Source organism: Mycobacterium kubicae, assembly GCF_015689175.1.
Classification (GTDB): Bacteria; Actinomycetota; Actinomycetes; order Mycobacteriales; family Mycobacteriaceae; genus Mycobacterium; species Mycobacterium kubicae.
Map to the genome: position 1 here is coordinate 5,488,935 of NZ_CP065047.1, position 25,225 is coordinate 5,514,159.

The 25,225-nt window shown below is 66.8% G+C and carries 24 protein-coding genes; 13 read left to right on the top strand and 11 right to left on the bottom strand.

The window, feature by feature from the left end:
- The first annotated feature begins 12 nt into the window (after nucleotides 1–12).
- On the top strand, nucleotides 13–1,089 hold the full coding sequence (locus I2456_RS25680) for a ferredoxin--NADP reductase (protein WP_085075575.1): 1,077 nt from the start codon (nucleotides 13–15) through the stop codon (nucleotides 1,087–1,089).
- Nucleotides 1,090–1,116: 27 nt separating this feature from the next.
- Nucleotides 1,117–1,641 (top strand): hypothetical protein, encoded by a 525-nt coding sequence (locus I2456_RS25685; RefSeq protein ID WP_068023252.1) that lies wholly within the window; start codon nucleotides 1,117–1,119, stop codon nucleotides 1,639–1,641.
- A 36-nt stretch (nucleotides 1,642–1,677) separates the two neighbouring features.
- Here the strand turns inward: I2456_RS25685 and I2456_RS25690 are convergent, their stop codons facing one another.
- Nucleotides 1,678–2,553 carry a hypothetical protein gene (locus I2456_RS25690; RefSeq protein WP_085075593.1) on the bottom strand — a complete coding sequence of 292 codons (876 nt, stop codon included), beginning with the start codon at nucleotides 2,551–2,553 and terminating at the stop codon, nucleotides 1,678–1,680.
- A 112-nt stretch (nucleotides 2,554–2,665) separates the two neighbouring features.
- Here I2456_RS25690 and I2456_RS25695 point away from each other — a divergent pair, with 112 nt between their 5' ends.
- Nucleotides 2,666–3,925: an IS30 family transposase gene (locus tag I2456_RS25695; protein ID WP_163703785.1), complete on the top strand. Its 1,260-nt coding sequence runs from the start codon at nucleotides 2,666–2,668 to the stop codon at nucleotides 3,923–3,925.
- A gap of 85 nt (nucleotides 3,926–4,010) precedes the next feature.
- Here I2456_RS25695 and I2456_RS25700 read toward each other — a convergent pair whose 3' ends face one another.
- Nucleotides 4,011–6,128, bottom strand: a complete 2,118-nt coding sequence (locus I2456_RS25700; protein ID WP_085074632.1) for an acyl-CoA dehydrogenase family protein — start codon at nucleotides 6,126–6,128, stop codon at nucleotides 4,011–4,013.
- Between the two features lie 270 nt (nucleotides 6,129–6,398).
- Here I2456_RS25700 and kstR point away from each other — a divergent pair, with 270 nt between their 5' ends.
- On the top strand, nucleotides 6,399–7,001 hold the full coding sequence (gene kstR / locus I2456_RS25705; RefSeq protein ID WP_163703958.1) for a cholesterol catabolism transcriptional regulator KstR: 603 nt from the start codon (nucleotides 6,399–6,401) through the stop codon (nucleotides 6,999–7,001).
- Here kstR and I2456_RS25710 read toward each other — a convergent pair.
- A complete protein-coding gene (locus I2456_RS25710) occupies nucleotides 6,998–8,077 on the bottom strand; it encodes an Rv3575c family transcriptional regulator (protein ID WP_085074718.1) in 1,080 nt (359 codons plus the stop codon). The genes kstR and I2456_RS25710 overlap by 4 nt on opposite strands.
- A 125-nt stretch (nucleotides 8,078–8,202) precedes the next feature.
- On the opposite strand from I2456_RS25710, the gene I2456_RS25715 reads away from it, so the two are divergent.
- The 7 genes from I2456_RS25715 to I2456_RS25745 all read left to right on the top strand — a co-directional run bounded on the left by I2456_RS25715 (nucleotide 8,203) and on the right by I2456_RS25745 (nucleotide 14,515).
- Complete coding sequence (locus tag I2456_RS25715; protein WP_371869964.1) at nucleotides 8,203–9,093, top strand: metal ABC transporter solute-binding protein, Zn/Mn family; 891 nt, start codon at nucleotides 8,203–8,205, stop codon at nucleotides 9,091–9,093.
- 10 nt (nucleotides 9,094–9,103) lie between these two features.
- Nucleotides 9,104–9,904, top strand: a complete 801-nt coding sequence (locus I2456_RS25720) for a metal ABC transporter ATP-binding protein (protein ID WP_085074633.1) — start codon at nucleotides 9,104–9,106, stop codon at nucleotides 9,902–9,904.
- Nucleotides 9,901–10,755: a metal ABC transporter permease gene (locus I2456_RS25725; RefSeq protein ID WP_068023237.1), complete on the top strand. Its 855-nt coding sequence runs from the start codon at nucleotides 9,901–9,903 to the stop codon at nucleotides 10,753–10,755. The genes I2456_RS25720 and I2456_RS25725 overlap by 4 nt, the downstream gene beginning before the upstream one ends.
- A gap of 83 nt (nucleotides 10,756–10,838) precedes the next feature.
- Entirely contained in the window at nucleotides 10,839–11,507 is a 669-nt protein-coding gene (locus I2456_RS25730) for a sensor domain-containing protein (protein ID WP_085074720.1), read from the top strand.
- A 62-nt stretch (nucleotides 11,508–11,569) separates the two neighbouring features.
- Nucleotides 11,570–12,328, top strand: coding sequence for a LamB/YcsF family protein (locus tag I2456_RS25735; RefSeq protein WP_085074634.1), 759 nt, complete (start codon nucleotides 11,570–11,572; stop codon nucleotides 12,326–12,328).
- Nucleotides 12,328–13,248: an MBL fold metallo-hydrolase gene (locus tag I2456_RS25740; RefSeq protein ID WP_085074635.1), complete on the top strand. Its 921-nt coding sequence runs from the start codon at nucleotides 12,328–12,330 to the stop codon at nucleotides 13,246–13,248. Before I2456_RS25735 ends, I2456_RS25740 begins: the two co-directional genes overlap by 1 nt.
- 25 nt (nucleotides 13,249–13,273) lie before the next feature.
- A complete protein-coding gene (locus I2456_RS25745) occupies nucleotides 13,274–14,515 on the top strand; it encodes an SLC13 family permease (protein WP_068023229.1) in 1,242 nt (413 codons plus the stop codon).
- Between the two features lie 6 nt (nucleotides 14,516–14,521).
- Here I2456_RS25745 and I2456_RS25750 read toward each other — a convergent pair whose 3' ends face one another.
- Both I2456_RS25750 and I2456_RS25755 read right to left on the bottom strand, forming a co-directional pair.
- Nucleotides 14,522–14,971 carry a PE family protein gene (locus I2456_RS25750; protein ID WP_163703895.1) on the bottom strand — a complete coding sequence of 150 codons (450 nt, stop codon included), beginning with the start codon at nucleotides 14,969–14,971 and terminating at the stop codon, nucleotides 14,522–14,524.
- Between the two features lie 113 nt (nucleotides 14,972–15,084).
- Entirely contained in the window at nucleotides 15,085–17,736 is a 2,652-nt protein-coding gene (locus I2456_RS25755) for a helix-turn-helix transcriptional regulator (RefSeq protein ID WP_085074637.1), read from the bottom strand.
- Between the two features lie 177 nt (nucleotides 17,737–17,913).
- Here I2456_RS25755 and I2456_RS25760 point away from each other — a divergent pair, with 177 nt between their 5' ends.
- Nucleotides 17,914–19,341: an FAD-dependent oxidoreductase gene (locus tag I2456_RS25760; RefSeq protein ID WP_085074638.1), complete on the top strand. Its 1,428-nt coding sequence runs from the start codon at nucleotides 17,914–17,916 to the stop codon at nucleotides 19,339–19,341.
- On the opposite strand, the gene I2456_RS25765 is transcribed toward I2456_RS25760, so the two are convergent.
- The 6 genes from I2456_RS25765 to carD all read right to left on the bottom strand — a co-directional run bounded on the left by I2456_RS25765 (nucleotide 19,269) and on the right by carD (nucleotide 24,335).
- Nucleotides 19,269–20,243: a glycerophosphodiester phosphodiesterase family protein gene (locus I2456_RS25765; protein WP_085074639.1), complete on the bottom strand. Its 975-nt coding sequence runs from the start codon at nucleotides 20,241–20,243 to the stop codon at nucleotides 19,269–19,271. The genes I2456_RS25760 and I2456_RS25765 overlap by 73 nt on opposite strands.
- Nucleotides 20,244–21,173 carry a 23S rRNA (guanosine(2251)-2'-O)-methyltransferase RlmB gene (gene rlmB / locus I2456_RS25770; RefSeq protein WP_085074640.1) on the bottom strand — a complete coding sequence of 310 codons (930 nt, stop codon included), beginning with the start codon at nucleotides 21,171–21,173 and terminating at the stop codon, nucleotides 20,244–20,246. It lies immediately after the preceding gene.
- A complete protein-coding gene (cysS, locus tag I2456_RS25775; protein WP_085074641.1) occupies nucleotides 21,173–22,579 on the bottom strand; it encodes a cysteine--tRNA ligase in 1,407 nt (468 codons plus the stop codon). Before cysS ends, rlmB begins: the two co-directional genes overlap by 1 nt.
- Before the next feature lie 69 nt (nucleotides 22,580–22,648).
- On the bottom strand, nucleotides 22,649–23,140 hold the full coding sequence (gene ispF / locus I2456_RS25780) for a 2-C-methyl-D-erythritol 2,4-cyclodiphosphate synthase (RefSeq protein ID WP_068023392.1): 492 nt from the start codon (nucleotides 23,138–23,140) through the stop codon (nucleotides 22,649–22,651).
- Nucleotides 23,137–23,829, bottom strand: coding sequence for a 2-C-methyl-D-erythritol 4-phosphate cytidylyltransferase (gene ispD / locus I2456_RS25785; RefSeq protein WP_085074642.1), 693 nt, complete (start codon nucleotides 23,827–23,829; stop codon nucleotides 23,137–23,139). The genes ispF and ispD overlap by 4 nt, the downstream gene beginning before the upstream one ends.
- A 17-nt stretch (nucleotides 23,830–23,846) precedes the next feature.
- Nucleotides 23,847–24,335: an RNA polymerase-binding transcription factor CarD gene (carD, locus tag I2456_RS25790; RefSeq protein WP_068023209.1), complete on the bottom strand. Its 489-nt coding sequence runs from the start codon at nucleotides 24,333–24,335 to the stop codon at nucleotides 23,847–23,849.
- Nucleotides 24,336–24,641: 306 nt separating this feature from the next.
- Between carD and I2456_RS25795 the strand changes: the two genes are divergently transcribed.
- Entirely contained in the window at nucleotides 24,642–25,211 is a 570-nt protein-coding gene (locus I2456_RS25795) for a copper chaperone PCu(A)C domain-containing protein (RefSeq protein WP_068023206.1), read from the top strand.
- Nucleotides 25,212–25,225: the final 14 nt, after the last annotated feature.

The window sequence follows — 25,225 nt, forward strand, 5'->3', positions numbered from 1 at the left end:
AGGAAGGCGGCCTTGACCGAGGGTATCCCCGACGAGCCGCTCGGCGACCACGTCTTGGAGCTGCAGATCGCCGAGGTCGTCGCCGAGACCGACGACGCGCGGTCGCTGATCTTCTCGGTGCCGGATGGTCCGGGCGACCCCGCCATCTCGCCGGAGCGGCTGCGGTACGCCCCCGGCCAGTTTTTGACGCTGCGCATCCCCAGTGAGCGCACCGGGTCGGTGGCGCGCTGCTATTCGCTGTGCAGTTCGCCGTTCACCGACGACGCGCTGGCGGTGACGGTCAAGCGGACGGCCGACGGATACGCGTCCAACTGGCTGTGCGAGAACGCGCACCCGGGCATGCGGATTCACGTGCTGGCGCCGTCGGGCACCTTCGTGCCCAAGACGCTCGACGACGACTTCCTGCTCCTGGCGGCGGGCAGCGGCATCACCCCGATCATGGCGATCTGCAAGTCGGCGCTGTCCGAAGGCAGCGGACAGGTGACCTTGGTGTACGCCAACCGCGACGAGAACTCGGTGATCTTCCGCGACGCGCTGCGCGAGCTTGCGGTCAAGTATCCGCACCGGCTCATGGTGGTGCACTGGCTGGAGTCGGTGCAGGGGCTGCCGACCGCGCCCGCACTGGCCAAGCTGGCCGCTCCCTTCACCGACCGGCCGGCCTACATCTGCGGTCCCGGTCCATTCATGGAGGCGGCGCGCACCGCGTTGGAAACGTTGAACGTCCCGGCACAGCAAGTGCACATCGAGGTGTTCAAGTCACTGGAGTCCGACCCGTTCGCGTCGGTGAAGGTCGAGGAGACGGGCGACCAGCCGCCCGCCACCGCCGTCGTCGAGCTGGACGGCGAGACGCACACGGTGTCGTGGCCGCGCACCGCCAAGCTGCTCGACGTGCTGCTCGCCAAGGGGCTCGACGCGCCGTTCTCCTGCCGCGAGGGCCACTGCGGGGCCTGTGCCTGCACGCTGCGCAACGGCAAAGTCAGCATGGAAGTCAACGACGTGCTGGAACAGGAAGACCTCGACGACGGGCTAATTCTGGCCTGTCAATCTCACCCCGAATCTGATTCGGTAGAAGTGACCTACGACGAGTAGGGGTAGCAAACCGGGAAGGGGAGCGCGATGAGGCGACTTGGTTTCGCGGTGGTGGGCCTGGTGGTGGCGTTGTCGGCTACTCCCGTGGCGGCGGCGGGCACCAATACCGCGACCACGCTGTTCCCCGTCGATGAGGCCAACCAGTTGGAGACTCGCGCCGTCGTCAACTGTCACGGCAACGGCAGCTGTGACTTCCTCGCCGGGACCAACCTGCGCACCCCCGAGGGTCCGGCTGGGTTTCCGTCGGACTTGTGGGCGCGGCAGACCACAGAGATTCGCTCGACGAATCGGTTGGCCTACCTGGACGCACATGCCACCGGCCAGTTCGAGCGGGTGTTCAAAGAGGGCGGGAACGACGTGATCACGACGGTCTATTTCGGTGAGGGCCCGCCGGACAAGTACCAGACCACCGGGGTGATCGACTCGACGAGTTGGTCGACGGGTCAACCGATGACCAACGTCAACGTGATCGTCTGCACCCACACGCAGGTGGTCTATTCCGGGGTCAACCTGACCACGCCGAGCACCTGCGCGCAGACCAACTTCTCCTAGGGCGGGCGCGGCGCTCGTTCGCCGAGATCAGCGAAGTCAGCCGGCCAACGTGATGATCGGCGCCTGGCCGGGGCGCCACCCTCTGCTCAGCAACGCCTTCCGGACGCGTTCGATGACCTCCTTGGGTTGGTCTTCGGCGATGACCCGGACCACGATCCAGCCCAACTCCGCAAGCTTGCGTGAACGCCACTGGTCCTTCGCGTATTGCCGACGGTCGCTGCGATGCTGGTCGCCGTCGTACTCGACGGCCACGCCGAACTCCGGCCAACCCATGTCCAGCATGGCCACTGCCCGATAGTTTTCGCCGACAGGTATCTGCGTGGTGAGAGCCGGCAAACCCGCGTCCAACATCAAGAGCCGCAGCCAAGACTCCTTGGGAGAGGCACAACCACCGTCGACCAGTCGTAGCGCCGACTGCAGTCGGCGCGTTCCGCGGGCACCGGGGTATCGCTGGGTCAGCGCCAACACCGCGTCCACGTGAAACGGTGTTGCGCGCATCAACGCGTCCAGGCGAGCCACCGCCTGAGTGCGGGGCAGCTGACGACCCAGGTCGTAGGCCGTCCGCGCCAGCGTGGTGACGGGCAAGCCGGCAACGCGGGTGATCTCGTCGTTGCCTAACGTCTGCTCGCGTGCGACGACTCCTGATGGCGGCCGGGTATTCGAAAAGATCAACTCGATAGGGGTATTGGCGTCAACCCACCGGGCGCCGTGCAAAGCCGAGGCCGCGACACCAGCAATGACCCCTCGACGCCGCGACCACAACCACGCGGCTTCGGTCCGGTGCCGTAGGGAAAGCTCCTGTCCCTTGGGGGCATACACCCCCGGAAGGATCGGTCGATACCAGCGTTGCAACTCGTGCCGCGTCAACTCACCGCGTGCTACGGCTTCGCTGCCCCGGAACACCACCTGCATGCCAGGCATGGTGGCATCGAGGCCCGACATGACGCCGAGGCTGAAAAATTGCAGGGAAAGTGCGACTTGGGTTCAGGGGGTAATTGCAACACTTCGTAGTAAGGAGTGTTCGGTGACGCGCCAATGGCAGGGGTTATCGGCTCGGCGTCGGTTCTGGGAGTTGATCGCTGCGGGATGGTCTTCAGAGGATGCCGGTGTTGCTGTCGGCGTGTCTGGAAGCTGCGGCTGGAGATGGTTTTGCAGATTTGGTGGCGTGAATCCACAACTGCAAGCGCCACAGGGGCGCAAGCGTCCGCGGCTGTCGCCTGAGGAGCGCGAACAGATCATGATCGGCACCTCACGAGGTGAGTCGATTCGCTTGATCGCTCATCGATTGAAGCGGGCGCCGTCAACGGTCATGCGCGAGATTGACCGAAACGGCGCTGCTCGCGGTCTGACCGGTCGCTATCGGGCTAAGTATCGGTTCGGGGCCCGCCAGTGCGGGTGGGATGCCACGTCGGGGTATTCGGCGCGGATCGCTCAACGCCGGAGCGAGGAACGGGCGCGCCGCCCGAAGGCCGGCAAGCTGACCCGCTGCCCGCAGTTGGCCGGCAAGGTGCAGGCATTGTTGACTAAGAAATACAGCCCGGAGCAGATCGCCGGCGAGCTAGCCAAGACCTATCCCGACAGCCCGGAGATGCACGTGTCCCACGAGACCATCTACCGAGCGCTTTACGTGCAAGGACGCGGTGAGTTACGCCGCGATCTGGTCACCTGCCTGCGCACCGGGCGCGCGCTGCGTCGACCCCGTAAGAGAGCTCGCGCAGGAGATGGTCGCAGCCGCATTCCGGGCATGGTCAACATCAGCGAGCGCCCCGCCGAGGCCGCCGACCGCGCCGTACCTGGGCATTGGGAGGGAGACCTCATCATCGGCAAGAACCAGGCCTCTCAGATAGGCACCCTAGTCGAGCGCTCCACTGGATTCGTGCAGCTGCTGCACCTACCCGCTAGCCGCCAGGCCGATGTGGTCGCCGAGGCCATGATCGCCAAAATCCAAGTCCTGCCACGAGATCTGTGGAAGACCCTAACCTGGGATCAAGGCCACGAAATGGCCGCTCACGGCCGTATCAGCCTTGCCGCTGACCTCGACATCTACTTCTGCGACCCACATTCACCCTGGCAACGCGGCAGCAACGAAAACACCAACGGCCTCTTGCGCCAATACTTTCCGAAGGGCACCGACTTATCAATCCACTCAGCTGCCTACCTCGACGAGGTTGCTGCCGAACTCAACAACCGGCCACGAAAGCGATTCGACTGGGACAGCCCCGCCAAGATGCTCGATCGGCTACTGTCGAGCGCGTCAACAGCCACTGTTGCAAGCAAACCTTGAATCCGCCCGAGTGGGGGCCTGCAGAATTACAGGCTCGGCGAAAGGCGACGCTCGAGTGCACGCGGAAAGGTGCGCGGGGGCGACTTCAGCGGGGCAGGCCGAGCAACCGCTCGGCGGCTACCGTGAGCAGAATCTGCTCAGTGCCGCCGGCAATGGTGAGGCAGCGGGTGTTCAGGAAGTCATGCACCGCAGCGTTTTCCACCAGGCCGCCGCCCTCGGAGACGTCCATCATGTACTCGGCCAGCGCTTGGCGGTAACGCACCCCGATCAGCTTGCGCACGCTCGATTGCGCACCCGGGTCCTGCCCGCCGACGGCCAGTTGGGCGATGCGCTGATCGAGCAGCGCCCCCGCTTGCGCGTCGAGGATCAACATCGCTAGCCGATCCTGTTGTGCCACATCGATGTTCAGCTCAGCCAACACCTTGAGCAACTCCTCCATCGGGTTGCCCAGCGCGGTGCCGGTGGCCATGGCGACGCGCTCGTTGGCCAGCGTGGTCCGCGCCAGCCGCCAGCCGTCGTTCACGGCGCCGACCACCATCTCGTCGGGAACGAACACGTTGTCCAGGAACACTTCGTTGAACAGCGAGTCACCGGTGATCTCGCGCAGCGGGCGGATCTCGATGCCCGGCGACTTCATGTCGACCAGGAAGTAGGTGATCCCCTTGTGCTTGGGCGCGTCGGGATCGGTGCGCGCCAGGCATACCCCCCAGCGCGCCTTCTGCGCGGCCGATGTCCACACCTTCTGCCCGGTCAGCAGCCAACCGCCGTCACCGCGCACCGCCTTGGTCCGCAACGACGCCAGGTCCGATCCTGCCCCCGGCTCGGAAAACAGTTGGCACCAGAGGAATTCGCCACGCAGGGTGGCCGGCACGAACTGCTCGATCTGTTCGGGCGTGCCGTGCTCGAGGATGGTCGGCGCCGCCCACCAGCCGATGACCAAGTCGGGCCGGATCACGCCGGCGGCCGCCATCTCTTGGTCGATGAGCAACTGCTCGGCCGGCAGCGCGCCGCGGCCGTACGGTGCCGGCCAGTGCGGCGCCAGCAGCCCGGCCTCGGCCAGGGCGACCTGCCGTTTCTCCTCGGGCAGACTCGCCACGTCGGCGATGGCCGCCGCGATCTCGGGTCGGCGGTCGGAGACCTCGGAGAGATCCAGGCCGAGGCGGCGTCGGACACCGTCCTGGGTCAAGGTGGCGACCCGACGCAGCCAGTATTCGGCACCGCCGAGGAAACGGCCGTTGGCGTAGGCCCGGCGCAGGTACAGGTGGGCGTCGTGTTCCCAGGTGCAGCCGATGCCGCCGAGCACCTGGATGCAGTCTTTGACGTTGGCTTTGGCGGCGGTGATGCCGATGCTGGCGGCCAGCGCCGCCGCGATGGCCAATTGCGCGTCATCGGTATCGGCGGCGGCCCGAGCGGCGTCGGCGGCGGCCACCTCGGCCTGCTCGGCCCGACACAGCATCTCCGCGCAGATGTGCTTGACGGCTTGGAAGCTGCCGATGGGCTTGCCGAACTGCTCCCGGACCTTGGCGTAGGCGACGGCGGTGTCCAGTGCCCACCGCGTCACACCGGCGGCCTCGGCGGCCAGCACGGTCGCGGCCAAATCCCGCACTCGCTCCGTCGACACCGCGACGGCTGTCGCCGGCGCCGAGGTGAGCACCACCCGCGCCAGGGGTCGCGAGAAGTCGGTGGCGCGCAACGCTTCCACCTGCACGCCGTCGCCGGCGGCGTCGACCAGCAGCCAGGAATCACCACCCGGGACCAGCAGCAAGCCGTCTGCGGTGGCACCTAGAACCAGCGGCAATTCACCCGATGCCTGCTCGCCGTCGAACGAAACGCTGCCATCCAGGGCCATGCCGGCGAAGCGCTCGCCCGAGGCCAGGGCACCCAACGCCTCGGTGTCGGAGACGACCAGTGTGGCCAGCGCTGTCGTCGCGACCGGTCCGGGCACCAGCGCCTTGGCCGCCTCTTCGACCATCGCGCACAGGTCTTCGATGCTGCCGCCGGCCCCGCCTCGCTCCTCCGGGACGGCGACTCCGAACAAGCCGAGGTCGGCCAGGCCCGCGAACACCGGCCGCCACGCGTCGGTGTCGCCTTGTTCCACTTCGCGCACCGCCGCGGTGGCGGCCGATCCTGAGGCCGAAGTGCGGGCCCAGTCGCGCACCAGCTCGCGCGCCGCGAACTGTTCGTCGGTGACGGTGGCTACCACTGCAGACCTCCGGGTCGGTATTTCACATGGTTAGGAACAATTCAACCCCACTAGAACGTGTTCTAATAGTGCAGATGACCAACCGTCAAATCGATGGGTATAACACCAGTACATCTTGGTTGGTCCAGTAGCGGGGAGGTGGGAGATTTTCGTTCAACGTGCGTATCGTTTGGGAACGAACCGCCCAGCGAAGGAGTTGCCCGCTACATGTCACCAGCGAACGCAAACGCGGGCCGTGGTTCCGACGCGCAGCCTCGCGAGGTCATGAACGTGGCGGTACTTGCTGAGTCGGAACTCGGTTCGGAGGCGCAGCGCGAGCGCCGCAAGCGCATCTTGGACGCCACCATGGCCATCGCCTCCAAAGGCGGCTACGAGGCCGTGCAGATGCGCGCCGTAGCCGACCGCGCCGATGTCGCCGTCGGCACGCTCTACCGCTACTTCCCCTCCAAGGTGCACCTGTTGGTCTCGGCGCTGGGCCGGGAGTTCAGCCGCATCGACGCCAAGACCGACCGCTCGTCCATGACGGGGGGCACACCGTTTCAGCGGCTCAACTTCATGGTCGGCAAGCTCAACCGGGCCATGCAACGCAACCCGCTGCTGACCGAGGCGATGACACGGGCCTACGTGTTCGCCGACGCCTCGGCCGCCAGCGAGGTCGACCAGGTCGAGAAGCTGATCGACAGCATGTTCGCCCGCGCAATGGCCGATGGTGAGCCGACCGAGGACCAGTACCACATCGCCCGGGTGATCTCGGACGTGTGGCTGTCGAACCTGCTGGCCTGGCTGACCCGCCGCGCCTCGGCCACCGATGTCAGCAAGCGGCTCGATCTGGCCGTACGCCTGCTGATCGGCGATCAAGACACCAGCAGCTAGGCGGGCGGCCCCGCGGTGCGGCCGCGGATCAACTCGGTATCCAGCATCTCGACCACCGGCAGACCCGAACGCGGGGGGTTCTGCAATAACTCCCCGGCCCGCCGGCCCTTCTGCAGGCTGGGTTGGGCCACGGTGGTCAGCCCACGGCTGATCGCGTCCGGGACGCCGTCGAACCCGGTGACCGTCATCTGTCCCGGAACGTAAATGCCATGGGCGCGAAGGTAATCCATCGCCGAGAGAGCCAAGATATCGGCCGTGCACATCAACGCGGTGATTCGCGGGTTGGCCTCCAGCGCCACTTTGGCCGCGTCGCCGCCGGAGGTGGGCAGGTGCTCGTAACTTTCCACCACGGTCAGCGAATCCGGATCGACCCCGGCCGCCTTCATCGCCTCCCACACCCCGATGATGCGTTCGCGCTGCACGTCGAACGCCGGCGACCTGAGCCGCTCGGCGTCCACCAGGCCTTGGCGCCGATCACTGCCCAGCCGCATGGTCAGCAACCCGATTTCGCGGTGCCCCAGCCCCAGCACATAGTCGGCGATCTTGCGCATCGCCGCGCGGTCGTCGATGCCCACCCGGGACACCCCGCTGATGTCCTTGGGTTGGTCGACGATCACCACCGGCAACCGGCGTTGCAACACCGTCTGCAGGTAGGGATCGTCATCGCACACCGAGTAGACGACGAAACCGTCCACGCCGGCACCCAGCACCGCGGCCGTGCCGTCGTCCCGGTTGCGAGTGGCCCCCACGGCGACCAGCAGCAGCCCCTGGCCCCCCTCCTCGCATGACTGCGCCACTCCGGCAACGAAATCCCGCGCCGCCGGGTCACTGAAGAAGTAGGTCAACGGTTCGGCCATCACCAAACCGACGGCGCCGGCCTTGCGGGTGCGCAACGAGCGCGCGACGGGATCCGGTCCCGCGTACCCCATCCGCTTCGCCGTGGCCAGCACCCGCTCCCGGAGGTCGGCGGAGAGCTGATCCGGGCGGTTGAACGCATTGGAGATGGTGGTGCGTGACACCTTGAGCTCGGCCGCCAACGACGCCAGAGTCGCCCGCGCGCGCGGTGTGGGACTCACGATCGGTGAGGCTACAGCGGCCGGCGCGGTCAAGTGTGCGGGACGCCACCTCGCGTTTTCTAATGGAAACGATTTCATTAGTATTATGTCCGCCTGTCGGCCGGCGAAGGGATGTAAACGTGCGATTGGCGTTTACGGCCGCGCTGTTCGGCCTGATCGCTTGCGGCATTGTCGCGGGTTGCGGCAGCGAGGGTCCGGCTCATCCGGGCGCGGTGGCAGTGGTGGCCTCCACCGACGTCTGGGGCAGCGTCGCGCGTGCGGTTGCCGGCGGCCATCTGCCCGTCAAATCCGTCCTGACCGGCGCCGACGCGGACCCGCACTCGTACGAGGCCACCGCGGCAGACGCCGCGGCCATCGCCGACGCCGATCTGGTGGTCTACAACGGCGGCGGCTACGACCCTTGGGTGGACCGGGTGCTTGCCGCCCATCCAGACATTCCGGCGATCGACGCCTACTCGTTGCTGGGCACGGTTCCCGCCGGACAGGCCCCAGACGAGCACGTCTTCTACAACCTGAGCGTCGCCAAGTCCGTCGCCGTCACGATCGCCGACCGCCTGGCCACCATCGACCCGCCGCATGCGGCCGACTACCGGGCCAATGCAGCCGAATTCGCCCGTGGCGCAGACGCCATCGCCAATTCCGAACACGCCATCGCCGCCACATATCCGGCCACCGGGGTGATCGCAACGGAGCCCGTCGTCAACTATCTGCTGGCCGCCGCCGGGCTGATCAATCGCACCCCGGCCGCTTTCACCATGGCCAACGAGAACGACAACGATCCATCCCCGGCCGACGTCGCATCCGTGTTGGACATGATCGACCATCGCGAAGTCAAGGCCGTGCTGATCAACCCGCAAACCTCCTCCGCGGTGACCAACGACCTGCAAGCGGCCGCCCGCCGCGCCGGGGTGCCGGTGACCGAGGTGACCGAGACCCTGCCCCGGGGCACCGATTACCTGACCTGGCAGCGCAATACCGTCAACCAGCTGACTGCCGCACTGCGGTCCGGCCGCTGAGTGCGCCGAAGTGAGTCATGATGCAGTCGCGCTCAGCGGCGCCCGGTTGGCCTTCGGTGACCGCGTGTTATGGGACCACCTCGATCTGTCCGTCACACCCGGTGAGTTCATTGCGGTGCTGGGTCCCAACGGCACCGGTAAGACGTCGTTGCTGAAGGTGCTGCTAGGGCAGCTGGCGCTCAGTGCCGGCAGTGCGGAGGTGGACGGGCAACGCGTGACGCCGGGCCGCAGCCGCAGTCCTCGCATCGGGTATGTGCCGCAACATCATCCGATCGACCCTGAGGTGATGTTGCGTGGCAGTGACCTGGTTCGACTGGGTATCGACGGGCGCCGGTGGGGCGCCTTGCCGCTGCGATCCGCCGATCGCGCCGCGCGACGTCACGCCGTCGAGCGGGCGCTGGAGCAAGTCAACGGCGAGCGGTTGGCCGGGGTGCGAGTGGGCCTGATGTCCGGTGGCGAGTTGCAGCGGGTTCGAGTAGCCCAAGCACTGGCCGGTGACCCCACGCTGCTGCTGTGTGACGAACCGCTGCTGACGCTGGATCCGGCCAACGCCAAGCTGATCTCCGGCCTCATCGACCGGCGCCGCCGGGACGCCGGCACCACCGTCATCGTCGTGACCCACGAGGTGAACAACATCCTGCCGTATGTGGACCGGGTGCTCTACCTGGTCAACGGACGCTTCGAAATCGGCACCGTCGAGCAGGTGATGACCACGCAGACGTTGTCCGCGCTGTACCGGGCGGACATCGAAGTCGTGAAGGTGAAGGACCGCTACGTGGTGGTGGGCGCACCGGACGGACACGCACCATGAACGAGCGACTGGCCGATCTACTGCACCACCTGTTCGCGTTCGACCTGACCGCCCATCTGCTCCGCCACGACTTCGTTCAGCAGGCGCTGCTGGCGGCAGGGTTGCTCGGCCTGGTCGCCGGGCTGATCGGCCCGTTCATCGTCATGCGCCAGATGTCGTTCGCAGTGCACGGATCCAGCGAATTGTCTTTGACCGGAGCGGCTTTCGCGCTGCTCACCGGGATGCACGTGGGTGTTGGAGCGTTGCTCGGCAGCGCGTTGGCGGCGGCGTTGTTCGGCGTACTGGGTCAGCGCAACCGGGAGCGGGACTCGGTGATCGGCGTGGTACTGGCGTTCGGGCTGGGCCTGGCGGTGTTGTTCATCCACCTCTATCCCGGCCGCACCGGGACCGCCTTCGCCTTGTTGACCGGCCAGATCGTGGGCGTCGGGTACTCCGGTCTGGCCATGTTGGCGGTGGTGTGCGCGCTGGTCGTCGTGGTCCTGACGATCTGCTATCGGCCGTTGTTGTTCGCGACCGTTGATCCCGACGTCGCCGCGGCCGCCGGGGTGCCGGTGCGTGCGCTGGGCATCGTGTTCGCCGCGCTGGTCGGCGTGGTGGCCGCGCAGGCCGTCCAGATCGTCGGGGCACTGCTGGTGATGTCGTTGCTCATCACACCCGCCGCCGCGGCCGCCCGCCTGGTCGCGGCCCCTGCCGCGGCGATAGTGACGTCGGTGGTGTTCGCCGAAGTGGCAGCGGTCGGCGGCATCGTGTTGTCACTGGCACCTGGCGTCCCGGTGTCGGTATTCGTGGCCACCATCTCGTTCCTCATCTACCTGATTTGCTGGTTGCTCGGGCGACGCCGGTCCGGCTGAGATTAAGCTGGAACAACCGTTCGCCGGGGGGAGGAAACGTGCGCCAGCAAAGGGTCGTGGTCGCCGTGTTGGCTGGTGTGTGCATGCTTGCCGTCGGGTGCACCAAGGTCGTCGACGGCAGCGCCGTCGCCGCCGACACGTCCGGGCCGTTGCATCAGGCCCCGATAGCGGTGGCCGCGCTGGAAGGCTTGATGCTGGACTCCAGCCAGATCAACAGGGAGTTGAGCGCCACCTCGATGAAGGTGTGGTTCAACGCCAAAGTCATGTGGGACTGGAGCAAGAACGTCTCGGACAAAGATTGCCTCGCCGTGGACGGGCCCGCGCAGGACAAGGTCTATGCCGGCACCGGATGGACCGCAATGCGCGGGCAGCGGCTCGACGACAGCGTCAACGACTCCAAGAAGCGCCAGCACTACGCCATTCAGGCCGTCGTCGCCTTCTCGAACGCGCAGGACGCCAACAACTTCTACACCAATCAGGTGCAGAGCTGGAAGAACTGCTCCAACCGGCGATTCTCCGACGTCGCACCTAACCAACCGGACACCGTGTGGACGGTGGCCGGTGTCGTGACCGAGAACGGGACACTGAGCACTTCACAGGTTCAGGAAGGCGGTGACGGGTGGACCTGCCAGCGCGCGTTGACCGTCCGCAACAACATCGCAATCGACATCGTGACGTGCGCCTACAACCAGACCGGTTCGGTAGCAACAGATATCGCGCTCCAAATCGCCGCCAAAGCCGCCAAGCAGTAAGCGCCGGCGGGTTGCCTCTGTTCCGCCAGCCGATCACCAGGATCGGGCAATAGGCTAGTCAGATGCCCGCTATCGACCTGAACGCCGACCTGGGTGAAGGCTTCGGCGTGTGGCGCCTCGGTGACGACGACGCCATGCTCGGGATCGTCAGCAGCGCCAACGTGGCGTGCGGCTTCCATGCCGGCGACCCGGCCGGACTGTTGCGGGTCTGCCGGTCGGCTGCCGAGCGGGGAGTTCGCATCGGCGCCCAAGTGAGCTATCGCGATCTGGCCGGCTTCGGCAGACGTTTCATCGACGCCACCGCCGAAGACCTGCTGGCCGACATCGTGTACCAGATCGGTGCGCTGCAGGCCATCGCGCACGTGGCGGGTTCGACGGTGTCATACGTGAAACCTCATGGGGCGCTGTACAACACGATCGTCTCCTACCGCGAGCAAGCAGCGGCGGTCGCCGATGCGGTAGCTGCGGTCGATGTGACACTGCCGGTGCTCGGGCTGGCGGGTTCGGTGTTCTTCGAGGAGGCCCGCCGCGTCGGGCTGCGCACGGTGGCGGAGGCGTTCGCCGACCGCGCTTACACCCCGCAAGGCCGGTTGGTGTCCCGACGACAGCCGGGGGCGGTGTTGGAAGATCCGGCCTTCATCGCGAACCGGGTGGTGGCGATGGTGACCTCGGGGGAGGTAGAAGCGGTGGACGGCAGCACGGTGGCTGTCACCGTGGAATCTGTTTGTGTGCACGGTGATTCGCCCGGTGCAGTGCAGATCGCCACCGCGGTACGCGATCGGCTGAACAGCGCCGGGATCGACGTCAGGGCGTTCTGCTGATGCGGCTGAGACTGGGTCGTCCGGATTTGCGCCGCTACACCGACCGGTTCAACGTGCCGCCCGCCGAAGCGGGTGCGGCGCTGTCGGTGACGTGGCTGGGCGTGGCCACGCTGCTACTCGATGACGGGTCGTCGGCGCTGATGACCGACGGCTATTTCTCCCGCCCGAGTTTGGCGCAGGTTGGCGTCGGCAAGGTGGCGCCGTCACCGCCGCTGGTGGACGGCTGCCTGGCCCGGGCCAAGGTATCTCGGCTGGCTGCGGTTATCCCGGTACACACCCACATCGACCATGCCCTGGATTCCGCATTGGTCGCCGACCGCACCGGCGCCCAGTTGGTCGGAGGCGAGTCCGCGGCGAACGTGGGTCGCGGTTACGGCTTGGCCGAGGAGCGTCTGGTCGTCGCGGTCCCGGGTGAGCAAATTACATTGGGCGCGTACGAGTTAACGCTGGTGCGGTCCCACCACTGCCCGCCGGACCGGTTCCCGGGTCAGATCAGTGAGCCACTGGTGCCGCCGGTGCGGGCGTCGGCGTTTCGGTGTGGTGAGGCGTGGTCGACGCTGATCGAGCATCGGCCGTCGGGGCGGCGGTTGCTGATTCAGGGCAGTGCGGGCTATGTGCCGGGTGCGCTGGACGGTTATCAAGCCGACGTGGTGTATCTCAGCGTCGGCCAGCTGGGTCTGCAGCCCCGCACGTATCTGGACGATTATTGGGCGCAGGTGGTGCGCGCGGTCGGTGCCCGGCGCGTGATCCTGATCCACTGGGACGACTTCTTCAGTCCGCTGTCGAAGCCGTTGCGCGCCTTACCTTACGCCGGCGACGACTTGGACGTCTCGATCCGCATTCTCGACGAGTTGGCGGCAGCCGACGGGGTCGAGGTGCAGATGCCCACGGTGTGGCAGCGCGAAGATCCGTGGGCGTGACGGGTTCGAGGCGCTGAATCCGGATATGGCGCTGACAATTTCGCTGCTGTTGCTTGCGGTGGTTCTCGGATTCGCGGTGGCCCGACCGCGGGGTTGGCCCGAAGCGCTGGCGGCGCTACCGGCGGCGGCGGTGGTGATCGCTATCGGGGCCATCTCGGTTCGCCAGGCGCTGAACGAAGTGGTCGGGTTGTCGGCGGTAGTGGCTTTCTTGGGCGCGGTGCTGGTCTTGGCCAAGTTGTGTGACGACGAGGGATTGTTCGAGGCCGCCGGCGCGGCTATCGCCCGCGCGCGGGTCGGGTCGGCCGGTTTGTTGGGGCAGGTGTTCGTCATCGCCGCAAGCATCACCGCGGTGCTCAGCCTCGACGCAACGGTGGTGCTGCTGACGCCGGTGGTGTTGGCCGCCGTACACCGGTTGCGTACTCCGGTGCGGCCGTATGCCTATGCCACCGCTCACCTGGCGAACGGGGCGTCATTGTTGCTTCCGGTGTCGAACCTGACCAACTTGCTGGCATTTCATCTGGCCAAGATCTCGTTCAGCAAGTTCACTTTGGTGATGGCCTTGCCGTGGCTGGCCACGGTGGCGACGGTGTACGTGGTGTTTCGGTTCTTCTTTGTCAAAGACCTGCGCCTGCCGCCGGAACCGGACGAATCCGGTCCGCCGCCGCGGCCGCCGGTGTTCGTTCTTGTGGTGGTCGGGCTGACGCTGATCGGCTTCGCGATCGGTCAATCGGTGGGTGTGGCGCCGGCCTGGGTGGCGCTGGCCGGTGCCTCGGTGTTGGCGGTGCGGAGCTTGAGCCGTCGGCATACCTCGGTGACCGAGATCGCGCGTTCGGCCAATGTGTCGTTTCTGGTCTTCGTGCTGGCGCTGGGCGTTGTGGTGCAAGCCGTCATGGTCAACGGTATGGATGAGGCGATGTCGGCTGTGCTGCCGTCCGGTACGGCATTACCCGCACTGCTGGCGATTGCCGCCGTCGCAGCGATATTGGCCAACGTGGTCAACAACTTGCCTGCAACGCTGGTGTTGTTGCCGTTGGTGGCGCCAAGCGGTCCGGTTGCCGTCCTGGCGGTGTTGATCGGCGTGAACATCGGCCCGAACCTGACCTACGTGGGGTCACTGTCGAACCTGTTGTGGCGGCGGGTCCTGCGCGAGCGCGACATCGAGGCGGGCGTCGGGGAATACACCCGCCTCGGGCTGTGCACCGTTCCCGTGACGTTGGTGGTGGCGGTGGTGGCATTGTGGGCGAGCGTCAAATTGATTGGCGCATAAGCACCGCTAGAAGTCGGTCAGCACTTGCCAGCGACCTGGGACAGCGGTGGCGCCAATGCCCAATACCCAGCCGCGCGTACCACCGCCGCCGTCCGCACCGCTGCCGACCGACGGGTGCCGCAGCGACAAGTCGGTCGGTGTATCGCTGACCTCGAGTCTCTCCCGCTTGAAGGCAGGCAACGGTGAGCCGTTGCCTGCCTCGGCCGCCGGGTGAGAGCCGGCAGCCGCAGCCAAGGTCTGCGCAAAATGGTGCTGGAATGCAACCGCTTGGGCGCGGATTGCCTGGCAGCTTCGACCGTGCGCGTTCAACAGCGCGGCGACGGCGATCGACACCTCGTCCGCCGCCGGGGGCAACACCCCAGTGGTGGCGGCGGCGGCCGCCGCGCTGGCCGCGCTGATCGCCGTACCGAGGGCATCCGCCTCGCCGGCGACTGCGCTCAAGATGGTAGGGGTCACGAGTAGATAGGACATTGGGCGCCTTTCTCAAGCCACGAGCCGGTGACCGCCGGCCCACTCACCCAATGCTTGGCCGCGAGTTAGCCCTGCGCACGCGTAGTCGACTACTCGACCTACTTGCGAGCTACCCCAAAACGAGATGCGCTGCCGGGTCCGGATCGCATGATCGACGCCAACTCGTCGCGTGATTGTGCGCCCACCCGTTGGCAAGCCCGGTAGACGTGGCCCTCGACCGTGCGCACGGACATCACCAGCTTCTCGGCGATCTGGCGGTTGGACAGGCCGGCCACCACCAGTTCAATGACGTCGCGCTGACGGCCCGACAGCTTAAGACCTGCCGGAGTTCGCAGCGCCGGCGTGCACAGGCCACCACATTCGTTGGCCAATTCGCTGGCCAACGCTGCCGCATACAGCCCGCGTTTATGCTGCTGGCTCTTTTCGAACGCGACGGCAGCCTGCGCCGCCGCGTCGGCGGCCGCGGCGGCATCACCGATCTGCCGGTATTGTGTGGATGCCGCCAACAAGCCGGTGCCGTCGCCGCTGTCCAGCGACTCGGCGTGCAGGGCAACGGCATTCGCCAGCGGCAGGGACAGCGCCTGGGCCAGCTCGCGTGCCCGCGGCGCGAGCGTGGCATCACCCCACTGGGCCGCAGCCTGTATGGCGGCTAGTTCATGGGTAAGCTGGCCGCGCTCGCGAGCGAGGAGTGCCGCATCATGCGCACTCGCCACGGCCTCGCGCAACCGACCGTTGGCCGCAAGTGCCCAACCTTCGGCCAAGGACAAGCCGGTATGCATGAACACAAAGTCCGCGGGCACGTACGAGCGCGCTTCGGCCACCGCGTCGTTCGCTGCCTCCGCTTGTCCCAACTTCGCGTGCGCCTCGGCCAACGCAAAATAGCTCGCGGGCCGCAAACCCGTTGTCACAGAATGCCGATGCACCCCTGCCAACGCTTCATGCCCCAACCGGGCCGCTTCGGCGACGGCGCCCCGGACGAGCGCGGCATGGCTCAAAAGAAAGGCTAGATTGGCATACGCCAAACCGGGAACCTCGCGGGCCGTGTCCGCCAGTCGCCTTGCTGTACGGACGAATTCGTCGATACGTCCGGTCAGTCGACAAGCGCGGCCGTACACCGCACCGAACCAGAACCGCATATGGGACGCCTGAAACGACGTCGTCGCCCGTCGCAACGCCTGCGCAGCCACGTCCGCTAGGTCGTCGACCTCGCCCAGCGCTCCCATGGCCATGATCAAGGCGAGCGAAGCCATCATCGCGTGAAAGTCCGGCAAGTCATCCGAATCCAAAGCAGTTCGGGCCTTCTCGGCCGCCGATTGGCACCGCGCCGACACCGCATCGAGGCACGCTTGCACGGCCAATCGTTCGGCCACCTGCGCCGGGGTCTCCCGGCCCGGTGAATTCAGGCAGGCGAGGCGATCGAGAATCACCGCCGCGTCAGTTGGCTTGCCGAGCATCCACACCAAATTGGCCGCCCGCACGGTCGCCCAATAGTGGCCGTCGGGCAGGTTGGCGTCGGCCAAATCGCGCAGCGCCGCCTCGGCCTGCTCGCCGCGACCGAGCAGCACGAGGTTCATCGCCCGTACCCCTGCCGCGCCCGGGGCTCCTGCACGAGCGGCGGCGGTGGCGAACCGGTCGGCAAGGTCAAGATCGAGCAGGGTCATCGCGTGCCGGGCCGATTCCAGGTACAGCCCCGCATCTGGAGCGAGATCCGACTCGAGGTGCAGTAGCCCGCGGCGCACGATGGCCTGCAGGTCTTGTTCACTGTCTTGGGCCAGGCGGGTGGCCAGCTTGCCCCGGATCGTCGAAAGATACATCTCGCCGGCGTTGGCGCGGCGCAGCTCACCGAAGAGCGGGTGAGCGAGCCTGGCCGCCAGCGTGTCCCCGGTACGTTCGACAATTACCAGGCCCATTTCCTCCGCGACCTTCAGGTCGCGGCGGCGCACCAGGCCGCAGAGCACATCAACGGCCAGCGGCTCACATTGCGAGAGCGTGTCGATAACCACGGCCACCCGCGGGCTCAGCCGGCCCATCTGGGAGGCCACCGAGTCGGAGAGAGTCGCCGACACCGCGACGTCGCCGTCCCACATCCACACGCCGGCCACGTTGCGCATCCGACCCGCCGAAAGCTGATCGGTCAGCAGCTGATGAAGGAACAGTGTGTTCCCGTTGGTCAGCCTCTGGAACCGGGCCGCGCTGCGCGCATCGACCGGACCGCCCAGCCTGCTCTCGATCACCTCGCGCGTCGCGGCGGCGGAAAGCGGTTCGAGGTCGAGCCGGGTCAGCAGCCCGTCTTTCCACAATGCCGTCACCGCGTCGGGCTGCTCATACCCGGCGCGCACGGTGACAACCAGCCTGGCCCCGCCCGACTGCGCCAGCTGATGGATGACGAACGCCGATAGCCCGTCCAACTGGTGCGCGTCATCTACGCCCACCACCACACGACCCTGGTGCTGTTGCGTCACAAAGGAATTGACGACTCGCCGCACGCTCGTCAACGGATCTGACATCGCATCACCGAGCAAGCCGATGAATGCCCCGAGTGGCAGCGCTCGTGCTGACTCGGTGCCAACGACCCACTTCGTGCGCTCACCCGATGCCGCGGCGCGTCGCAGCGCCTCGCGGGCCAACCATGTCTTGCCGACGCCGGGCGCTCCGGCGATGACCACACCACAATGGCCGCCGCCACTCAAGGCTCGGCGGATGACCTCCAATTCACTGTCGCGCCCGGTCAGCGGCTCGGCGCCGATCACTGGGCGACTATAACTTCGCCCGGGCCTGCGGTGGGCCGAAGCGTGCTCATTGGGGGAGCATTTCGGGGGCTGGTTCAGTCCGCACGCAGAAGTCGAGTAGTCGACTACGCTATCGCCGCCCACGCCGGGCTTTGAGCATGGCTTTCGTCAGCGAACGACGGGCGAAGGTGGTGTGCTATGCACAAGGTCGGCAGTCACGCGGTGGTGTTAGGTGCGAGCATGGCTGGTCTGCTGGCCGCCCGGTCGCTGGCAGACTTCTACGACACCGTGACGGTGATAGAACGCGACAGGTTGCCCGAGGTTCTAGATAATGCCACTGCCCGCCGCGGTGTGCCGCAGGGCCGGCATCTGCACGGGTTGCTCGCCCGCGGCGCCCAGATAATCGAGGAGCTGTTCCCCGGCATCCTCGACGAATTGGTCCAAGACGGCGCGCACTACTTCGACGGCCGTGATCTCTCGAAGTTGTATTACAACGTCGGCGGCCATCTCATGGTCCGCACCGGCGGCGCCGCCTCGTTCAACGCCTATCTGGCGACCCGGCCCTTCCTTGAGGCTCACGTCCGCGAGCGGGTGCGCGGCATTCCCAGCGTCACACTGCTCGACGAGCATGACGTCGTGACGCTGACCGCGACCCCCGATCGCCAGTGCATCACGGGCACGCGGATAGTCAATCGTCGTACCGGAGATGAAGCCGTGCTGGCGGCCGACCTGGTGGTCGATGCCACCGGGCGCGCCGCCCGCACACCGTGCTGGCTGGAGGACCTGGGCTACGGCCGCCCGGTCGAAGACCAGGTGGTGGTCCATCTGACCTACACAACACATCTGCTGCGGATGGCACCGGATAGCCTGCATGAACTCGGAGTCCTCGTCGGGATTGTGCCGGGTCGGCCCCACGGGGTGGGCCTGATGCATTGCGAGAACGACACCTGGGTTTTTACGGTGATGGGCATAGCAGGTCACGAGCCGCCCTCTGACCTTTCAGCAATGTGCGAATTCGTCGCGGACTACGTACCTGCGCACATGCTGGCCGCGGTGCGAGCCGCCGAACCCGTCGGAAAGCCCACACGGCACCGTCAACCGTGCAGCCAATGGCGCCGTTACGACAAGATGCGGCGATTCCCGGCAGGCCTGCTGGTCGTCGGTGACGCGATCTGCAGCTTCAACCCGGTGTACGGACAAGGCATGACCGTGGCGGCGCTGGAGATGTCGGCGTTGCGCGACTGCTTGTCCAGGGGCACCCGGGATCTGGCGAAACGATTCTTCCGCGCCGCGGCCGTGCCGATCCGCCAAGCCTGGTCACTGTCAGCGAGTCCCGATCTTTCCCTCCCCGAAATCGACGGCACTGCGCCGGCTTTGACGCGACTGCTCAATGCTTACGTCGACCGGGTGCTCACCGCGGCCGAATATGACCCTGTCGTCCTGGAGCAGTTCACCAGGGTGACCTCACTGCTCGACCCTGCCGGCCGGTTGCTGCGGCCCGCAATCGTGTGGCGAGCGGCCCGCGCCCGCGCTCGTCAACCCCAAGACGGCACTCACGGACGAGAAAAAGCGCGGGGCAGAGCCATGCCCAGTGAGGCCAGTACGCCGCGCAGCCTCGTCGGGTAGTCGGTGATGATTCCGTCTACGTCGTAGCCGATCTGTATGCGCATGGCGTCGGTGTCATTGACGGTCCACGGAATGACCTTGAGGCCCAATCCGTGTGCCCGCGCGGTGAACGACTTCCCGGTGACCTGTTGGTAGTTGGGCGACAATATGGTGGCCCCCACCATGGTCGCGCCGACGATCGGATCGCCGACTACCGCCGGATCGATGCCCGCCAGCCATGGTGATCCCGGCGTCCAGCTTTGCTCAGTCCACAAGGCGACCAGGGGGATCGACGGCTCGGCTTGGCGCACCAACGGTAACGTGCGCCAGTCGAAGCTCTGAATCTCCACCCGGTCGACCTTGGCGGCGGCACGTACCGCGGCCAATATGACGTCGACGAACTCCTGCGGACCGGCGCTGGAGTCTGGATGGTCGGCCGGTACCTTCGTTTCGATGTTGTAGCGCACGTCTGCTCGATAGGAGTCGGTCACCGTGAATACTTCGGGCAGTATCGCAATCTTGTTGCCCCGCACCACCTCTGCGGCCGGGAACTCGGCACTGGGTTTGCCGCAGTCCAGTGTGCGGATCTGCGCGAGGGTGAGGTCGTGCACCGACTTGCCGACGTAGGGAAAGTCCGGGTCGCCGTCGAATGCGGGGCCGGTGTCGCTGCACGCGGTGGCCGCAATGTTCAGATCGTGCCACACCAGCGGTTGACTGTCCTTGGTAACAACGATGTCCAATTCCAGTGTGGTTACGCCGATTTCGACTGACTTCGCGAACGCGGGCAGCGATTCACCGGTAGTTTCGCCGCGCCCTCCGGCATGCGACTGCAGGTCGAAGCCGGCCGATTGGCCGGACACCGGGCCCGGCGCAATGAGGGCGATGGCCAGCGTCAGCAGGACTGCCAGCGGCCGCGCGCTCACTTAGCTTCTGCGCTGACGGGCGATTTCGGCCAACACCACCCCGGCGGCCACCGACGCGTTCAGCGACTCGGTCTCCCCGGCCATCGGGATGGACACCACCTCGTCACAGTTCTGCCGCACCAGGCGGGACAAGCCTTTGCCCTCGGAACCGACGACCAGCACCAGCGGATCGCCGCCGTCCAGGTCATCGAGCGTGGTCTCGCCGCCGGCGTCCAAGCCGACCACCCGCAGTCCTCGACCGGCCCAATCCTTGAGTGTGCGAGTGAGATTCGTGGCACGCGCCACCGGGATCCGGGCCGCCGCGCCGGCGCTGGTCCGCCACGCCACCGCGGTCACCGACGCCGAACGGCGCTGCGGAATCAATACGCCGTGTCCACCGAATGCGGCCACCGATCGCACGATGGCGCCGAGGTTGCGCGGGTCGGAGATGTTGTCCAGCGCCACCAGCAATGCCGGCGGCGCGGCCAGCGCAGCGGTCAGCAGGTCATCGGGGTGGGTGTACTGGTACGGCGGCACCTGCAGGGCGATGCCTTGATGTAGGTGGTTGGCCGTCATGCGGTCCAGATCTGTGCGCGGGACCTCCAAGATGGCGATTCCGGAATCTGCTGCGCGAGCGACGGATTCGGTCACCCGTTCGTCGGCTTCGGTGCCCAGCGCAACGTAGAGCGCGGTGGCCGGAACGCCCGCGCGCAGGCACTCCAGCACCGGGTTGCGACCCAGCACGGTTTCGGTCTCGTCGGTGCGCTTGGCGGGCCGGCGCGGCTGCGCATTGGCGCGCTTGGCGGCCGGATGGTTGGGACGCAGGTGCGCCGGCGGAGTGGGACCGCGCCCTTCCAGCCCGCGCCGGCGCTGACCACCGGAACCGACGGTAGGGCCTTTCTTGGATCCGGCTTTGCGTATCGCGCCTCGGCGCTGCGAATTGCCGGGCACTACTTACTGTCCCCGCCCAGCGTCCATTGCGGGCCGTCGGCGGTGTCGGTGACCTCGATGCCGGCCTGCTTGAGCCGATCCCGGATCTCGTCGGCGAGCGCCCAATTGCGTTGCTCGCGGGCCTTCTCCCGGTTCTGCAACTCTGCCTGCACCAACACGTCGACGGCGCACAGCGCGGCAGACGTCTCGTCCTTGGATTCCCACCGCTCGTCCAGCGGGTCGCAGCCCAGGATGGCCATCATGGCGCGGATCGAGCGCGCGCTGGCCAATGCCCCTTCGTGGTCGCCGGCGTCCAGAGCCCGGTTGCCTTCAGCGCGGGTCTGGTGGATCTCGGCCAGCGCAATGGGAACCGATAGATCGTCGTCGAGCGCGGCGGCGAACCGCTGGGTCCACTCGCCGGCGATGACGGCACCCACCCGACTCCGCACGCGGTGCAGGAAATCCTCAACGCCGACATAGGCTTTCACCGCGTCCTGCAGAGCCGTCTCGGAGAATTCGAGCATCGAGCGGTAGTGCGCGCTGCCCAGGTAGTAGCGCAGCTCGGCGGGGCGCACCCGTTGCAGCATCGCCGGGATGGACAACACGTTGCCCAGCGACTTGCTCATCTTCTCCCCGCCCATGGTCACCCAGCCGTTGTGCAGCCAGTAGCGGGCGAAGCCGTCCCCGGCGGCGCGGCTTTGCGCGATCTCATTCTCGTGGTGCGGGAAAATGAGATCCATACCGCCGCAGTGGATGTCGAAGTCCGGCCCCAGGTAGTTGCGGGCCATCGCCGAGCACTCCAGATGCCAACCCGGGCGCCCGCGCCCCCACGGGGTCGGCCACGATGGCTCCCCCGGCTTGGCGCCCTTCCACAAAGTGAAGTCCCGCTGGTCGCGTTTACCGGTCGCCACGCCCTCGCCTTGATGCACGTCGTCGATCTTGTGCCCGGACAGCTGGCCGTACTCGGGGTAGCTGAGCACGTCGAAGTACACGTCGCCGCCACCGGCGTAGGCGTGCCCGGTTTCGATCAGGCGTTGCATTAACTCGACCATCTGCGTGATGTGCCCGGTGGCCCGCGGTTCAGCCGACGGCGGCAATACGTCCAGGGCGTCGTAGGCCGCGGTGAACGCGCGCTCGTGGGTGGCCGCCCACTCCCACCACGGCCGCCCAGCGGTGGCCGCCTTGTTGAGGATCTTGTCGTCGATGTCGGTGACGTTGCGGATGAAGGCGACGTCGTAGCCGCGGGCGATGAGCCACCGGCGCAGCAGGTCAAAGGCCACGCCGCTACGGATATGGCCGATGTGCGGCAGGCCCTGCACGGTGGCACCGCACAGATAGATGGAGACGTGGCCGGGCCGCAGCGGCACGAAGTCACGCACGACGCCCGACGCCGTGTCATGAAGCCGCAGGCGGGCATGATTGGTCACGACGTGCCAGCTTACTGCCTGATCGGCGGGCCGAGGTCGGCCAGCGTCAGCTCAGCGCCGCGCGGGCCGCTACGAGTGCGGATAACGCAGGGAAACGACCAGCGCGGTGGCGATCGCGGCCAGCCCCTCACCGCGCCCGGTCAGGCCCAGCCCGTCGGTGGTGGTGGCCGACACCGATACCGGGGCGTTGAGCAGCCGGGACAGCACCGCCTGCGCCTCGATGCGGCGCCAGCCGATCTTGGGCCGGTTGCCGATCACCTGCACCGAGGCGTTGCCGACGCGGTAGCCGTGGCCGTTGATCAGCTCGACGACATGGCGCAGCATGTTGGCGCCACTGACGCCTTCCCAGCGCGGATCGTCGACGCCGAACACATCACCGATGTCGCCCAATCCGACCGCCGAGAGCACCGCGTCGCACAGCGCGTGGATGGCAACGTCGCCGTCGGAATGCCCGGCGCAGCCATCGGCGCTGGGGAACAGCAGCCCCACCAGCCAGCACGGCCGTCCCGGCTCGATCGGGTGGACGTCGACGCCGAGCCCGACGCGAGGCAGTTCGTTCACCGGCACACGATCGCTTTGGCCAGCATCAGATCCAGCTGGTTGGTGATTTTGAAGGCCAACGGATCACCATCGACCACGTGGACCTGGCCGCCGACATGCTCCACCAGGGACGCGTCGTCGGTGAAAACCGCGGAGCCAGCGTGCTGGTAGGCCCGCAGCAGCAATTCGGTGGCGAAGCCCTGGGGCGTCTGCACCGCCCGCAGGCCGGCCCGTTCCGGCGTGCCCAGGACCAACCCGTTGGCGTCCACGGCTTTGATGGTGTCAGACACCGGCAGGGCGGGCACCACGCCATCGCGCCCGGACCGCAGGGCCTCGACCACCCGGGCGATCAACGCCGGCGGCGTCAGGGCGCGGGCTGCGTCATGAACCAACACGAAGTCCGGGGCCGCCGTATCCGGTGTTGCCCGCAGCGAGGCCAAGGCCCGGCTGACCGTGTCGGTACGGCTGGACCCACCTGGGACGACGGTCGCGTTGCGCCCGAGGATCAGTTTGGCCTCGTCGGTGCGATCCGGCGGGACCGCGACTACCACGGTATCGACGCCGCCGGAGTCGAGCAGGCCGGTGACGGCCCGCTCGACCAGGCTGTGCCCTTCGAGTTGGTAGAACGCTTTAGGAACACCGGCGGCTAGCCGCTGCCCCGAACCTGCGGCCGGGACGATTGCAACTACGGTGCCTTGTCCCCCGGCCACTCAGCGCCCTCGGGGAGTCAAGAAGCGGCGGCCAGAACCTCGTCCAGGATGGTCTCGGCCTTGGCGTCGTCGGTGCTCTCCGCCAGCGCGAGCTCACCAACGAGGATCTGACGGGCCTTGGCCAGCATCCGCTTCTCACCGGCGGACAAGCCGCGCTCCTGGTCCCGACGCCAGAGGTCACGCACTACCTCGGCAACCTTGTTCACGTCGCCAGAGGCGAGCTTCTCGAGGTTGGCCTTGTACCGCCGGGACCAGTTGGTCGGCTCTTCGGTGTGCGGAGCACGCAAAACCTGGAACACCTTGTCGAGGCCTTCTTGGCCGACGACGTCGCGGACGCCGACATATTCGGCGTTCTCCGCGGGCACTCGAACCGTCAGGTCGCCCTGCGCCACTTTCAAGACGAGATACTCTTTCTGCACCCCTTTGATGGATCGAGTTTCAATCGCCTCGACTAACGCAGCACCGTGGTGTGGATAGACAACGGTGTCACCGACCTTGAAGATCATCTGATTCGAGCCCCTTTCGTTGCCCCCAAGTCTAACACGGGCAACCAAGCCCCGCGGAGTAACGGTGCAGGTCAGGGGCATCGTCGGCAAACATTGGGGGTTGACAGGCGGGCTAAGACGTGCAATGTCGGGGATTCGCCCCGGCCCCTGACATAACTTCCAAAGCCGCACTGCCACCCCACGATCGGCGGCAGGTGCACCGCCAGCTACCGTCGGCGCAGCAGTGCTACTACTGTGCATAGTCGAACCGCGGCGGCCGTCTCATATCGGTACCGCGCCGCGCTGAGGTCGAGCAGGAGGCATCGAGTGAACCGCTTCAACATCGGCCTGCCGATCCGATTGGCCAAGCTGGGCGCCTGGCTGGCGATCGTCGGTATGGCGGCGGTCGCGCTGAGCGGTTGCGGGGCCGGTCAGGTCTCCCAGACGGCCATGCAGGAGCCGGCCGTCAACGGCAACAAGGTCACGATCAACAATCTGGCGCTGCGCGACATCCGCATGCAAGGGGCTCAGCAGGGCGACTTCATCCAGCCCGGTCGCACGGTGGACCTGGTAATGGTCGTGGTCAACCAGTCGCCGAATGTCGAGGACCGCTTGACCAGCGTCACGACCGACATCGGCACCGTCACGATCAGCGGTGACGCGCGCGTGCCGGCAAGCGGGATGCTTTTCGTCGGCACCCCAGGCGGCCAGAACGCGGCGCCCGGACCGCCGCAGTCCAGTGGCGCAGCCCGAGCCACCATCACCTTGAGCAAGCCCATCAGTAACGGTCTCACCTACAACTTCACCTTCAATTTCGAGAAGGCAGGCCAGGGCAACGTGCTGGTCCCGATCTCGTCCGGCCAGGGTCCTGCGCCGGAGCCCGTGTCGCACCACTGATTGCGGGCCAGTTG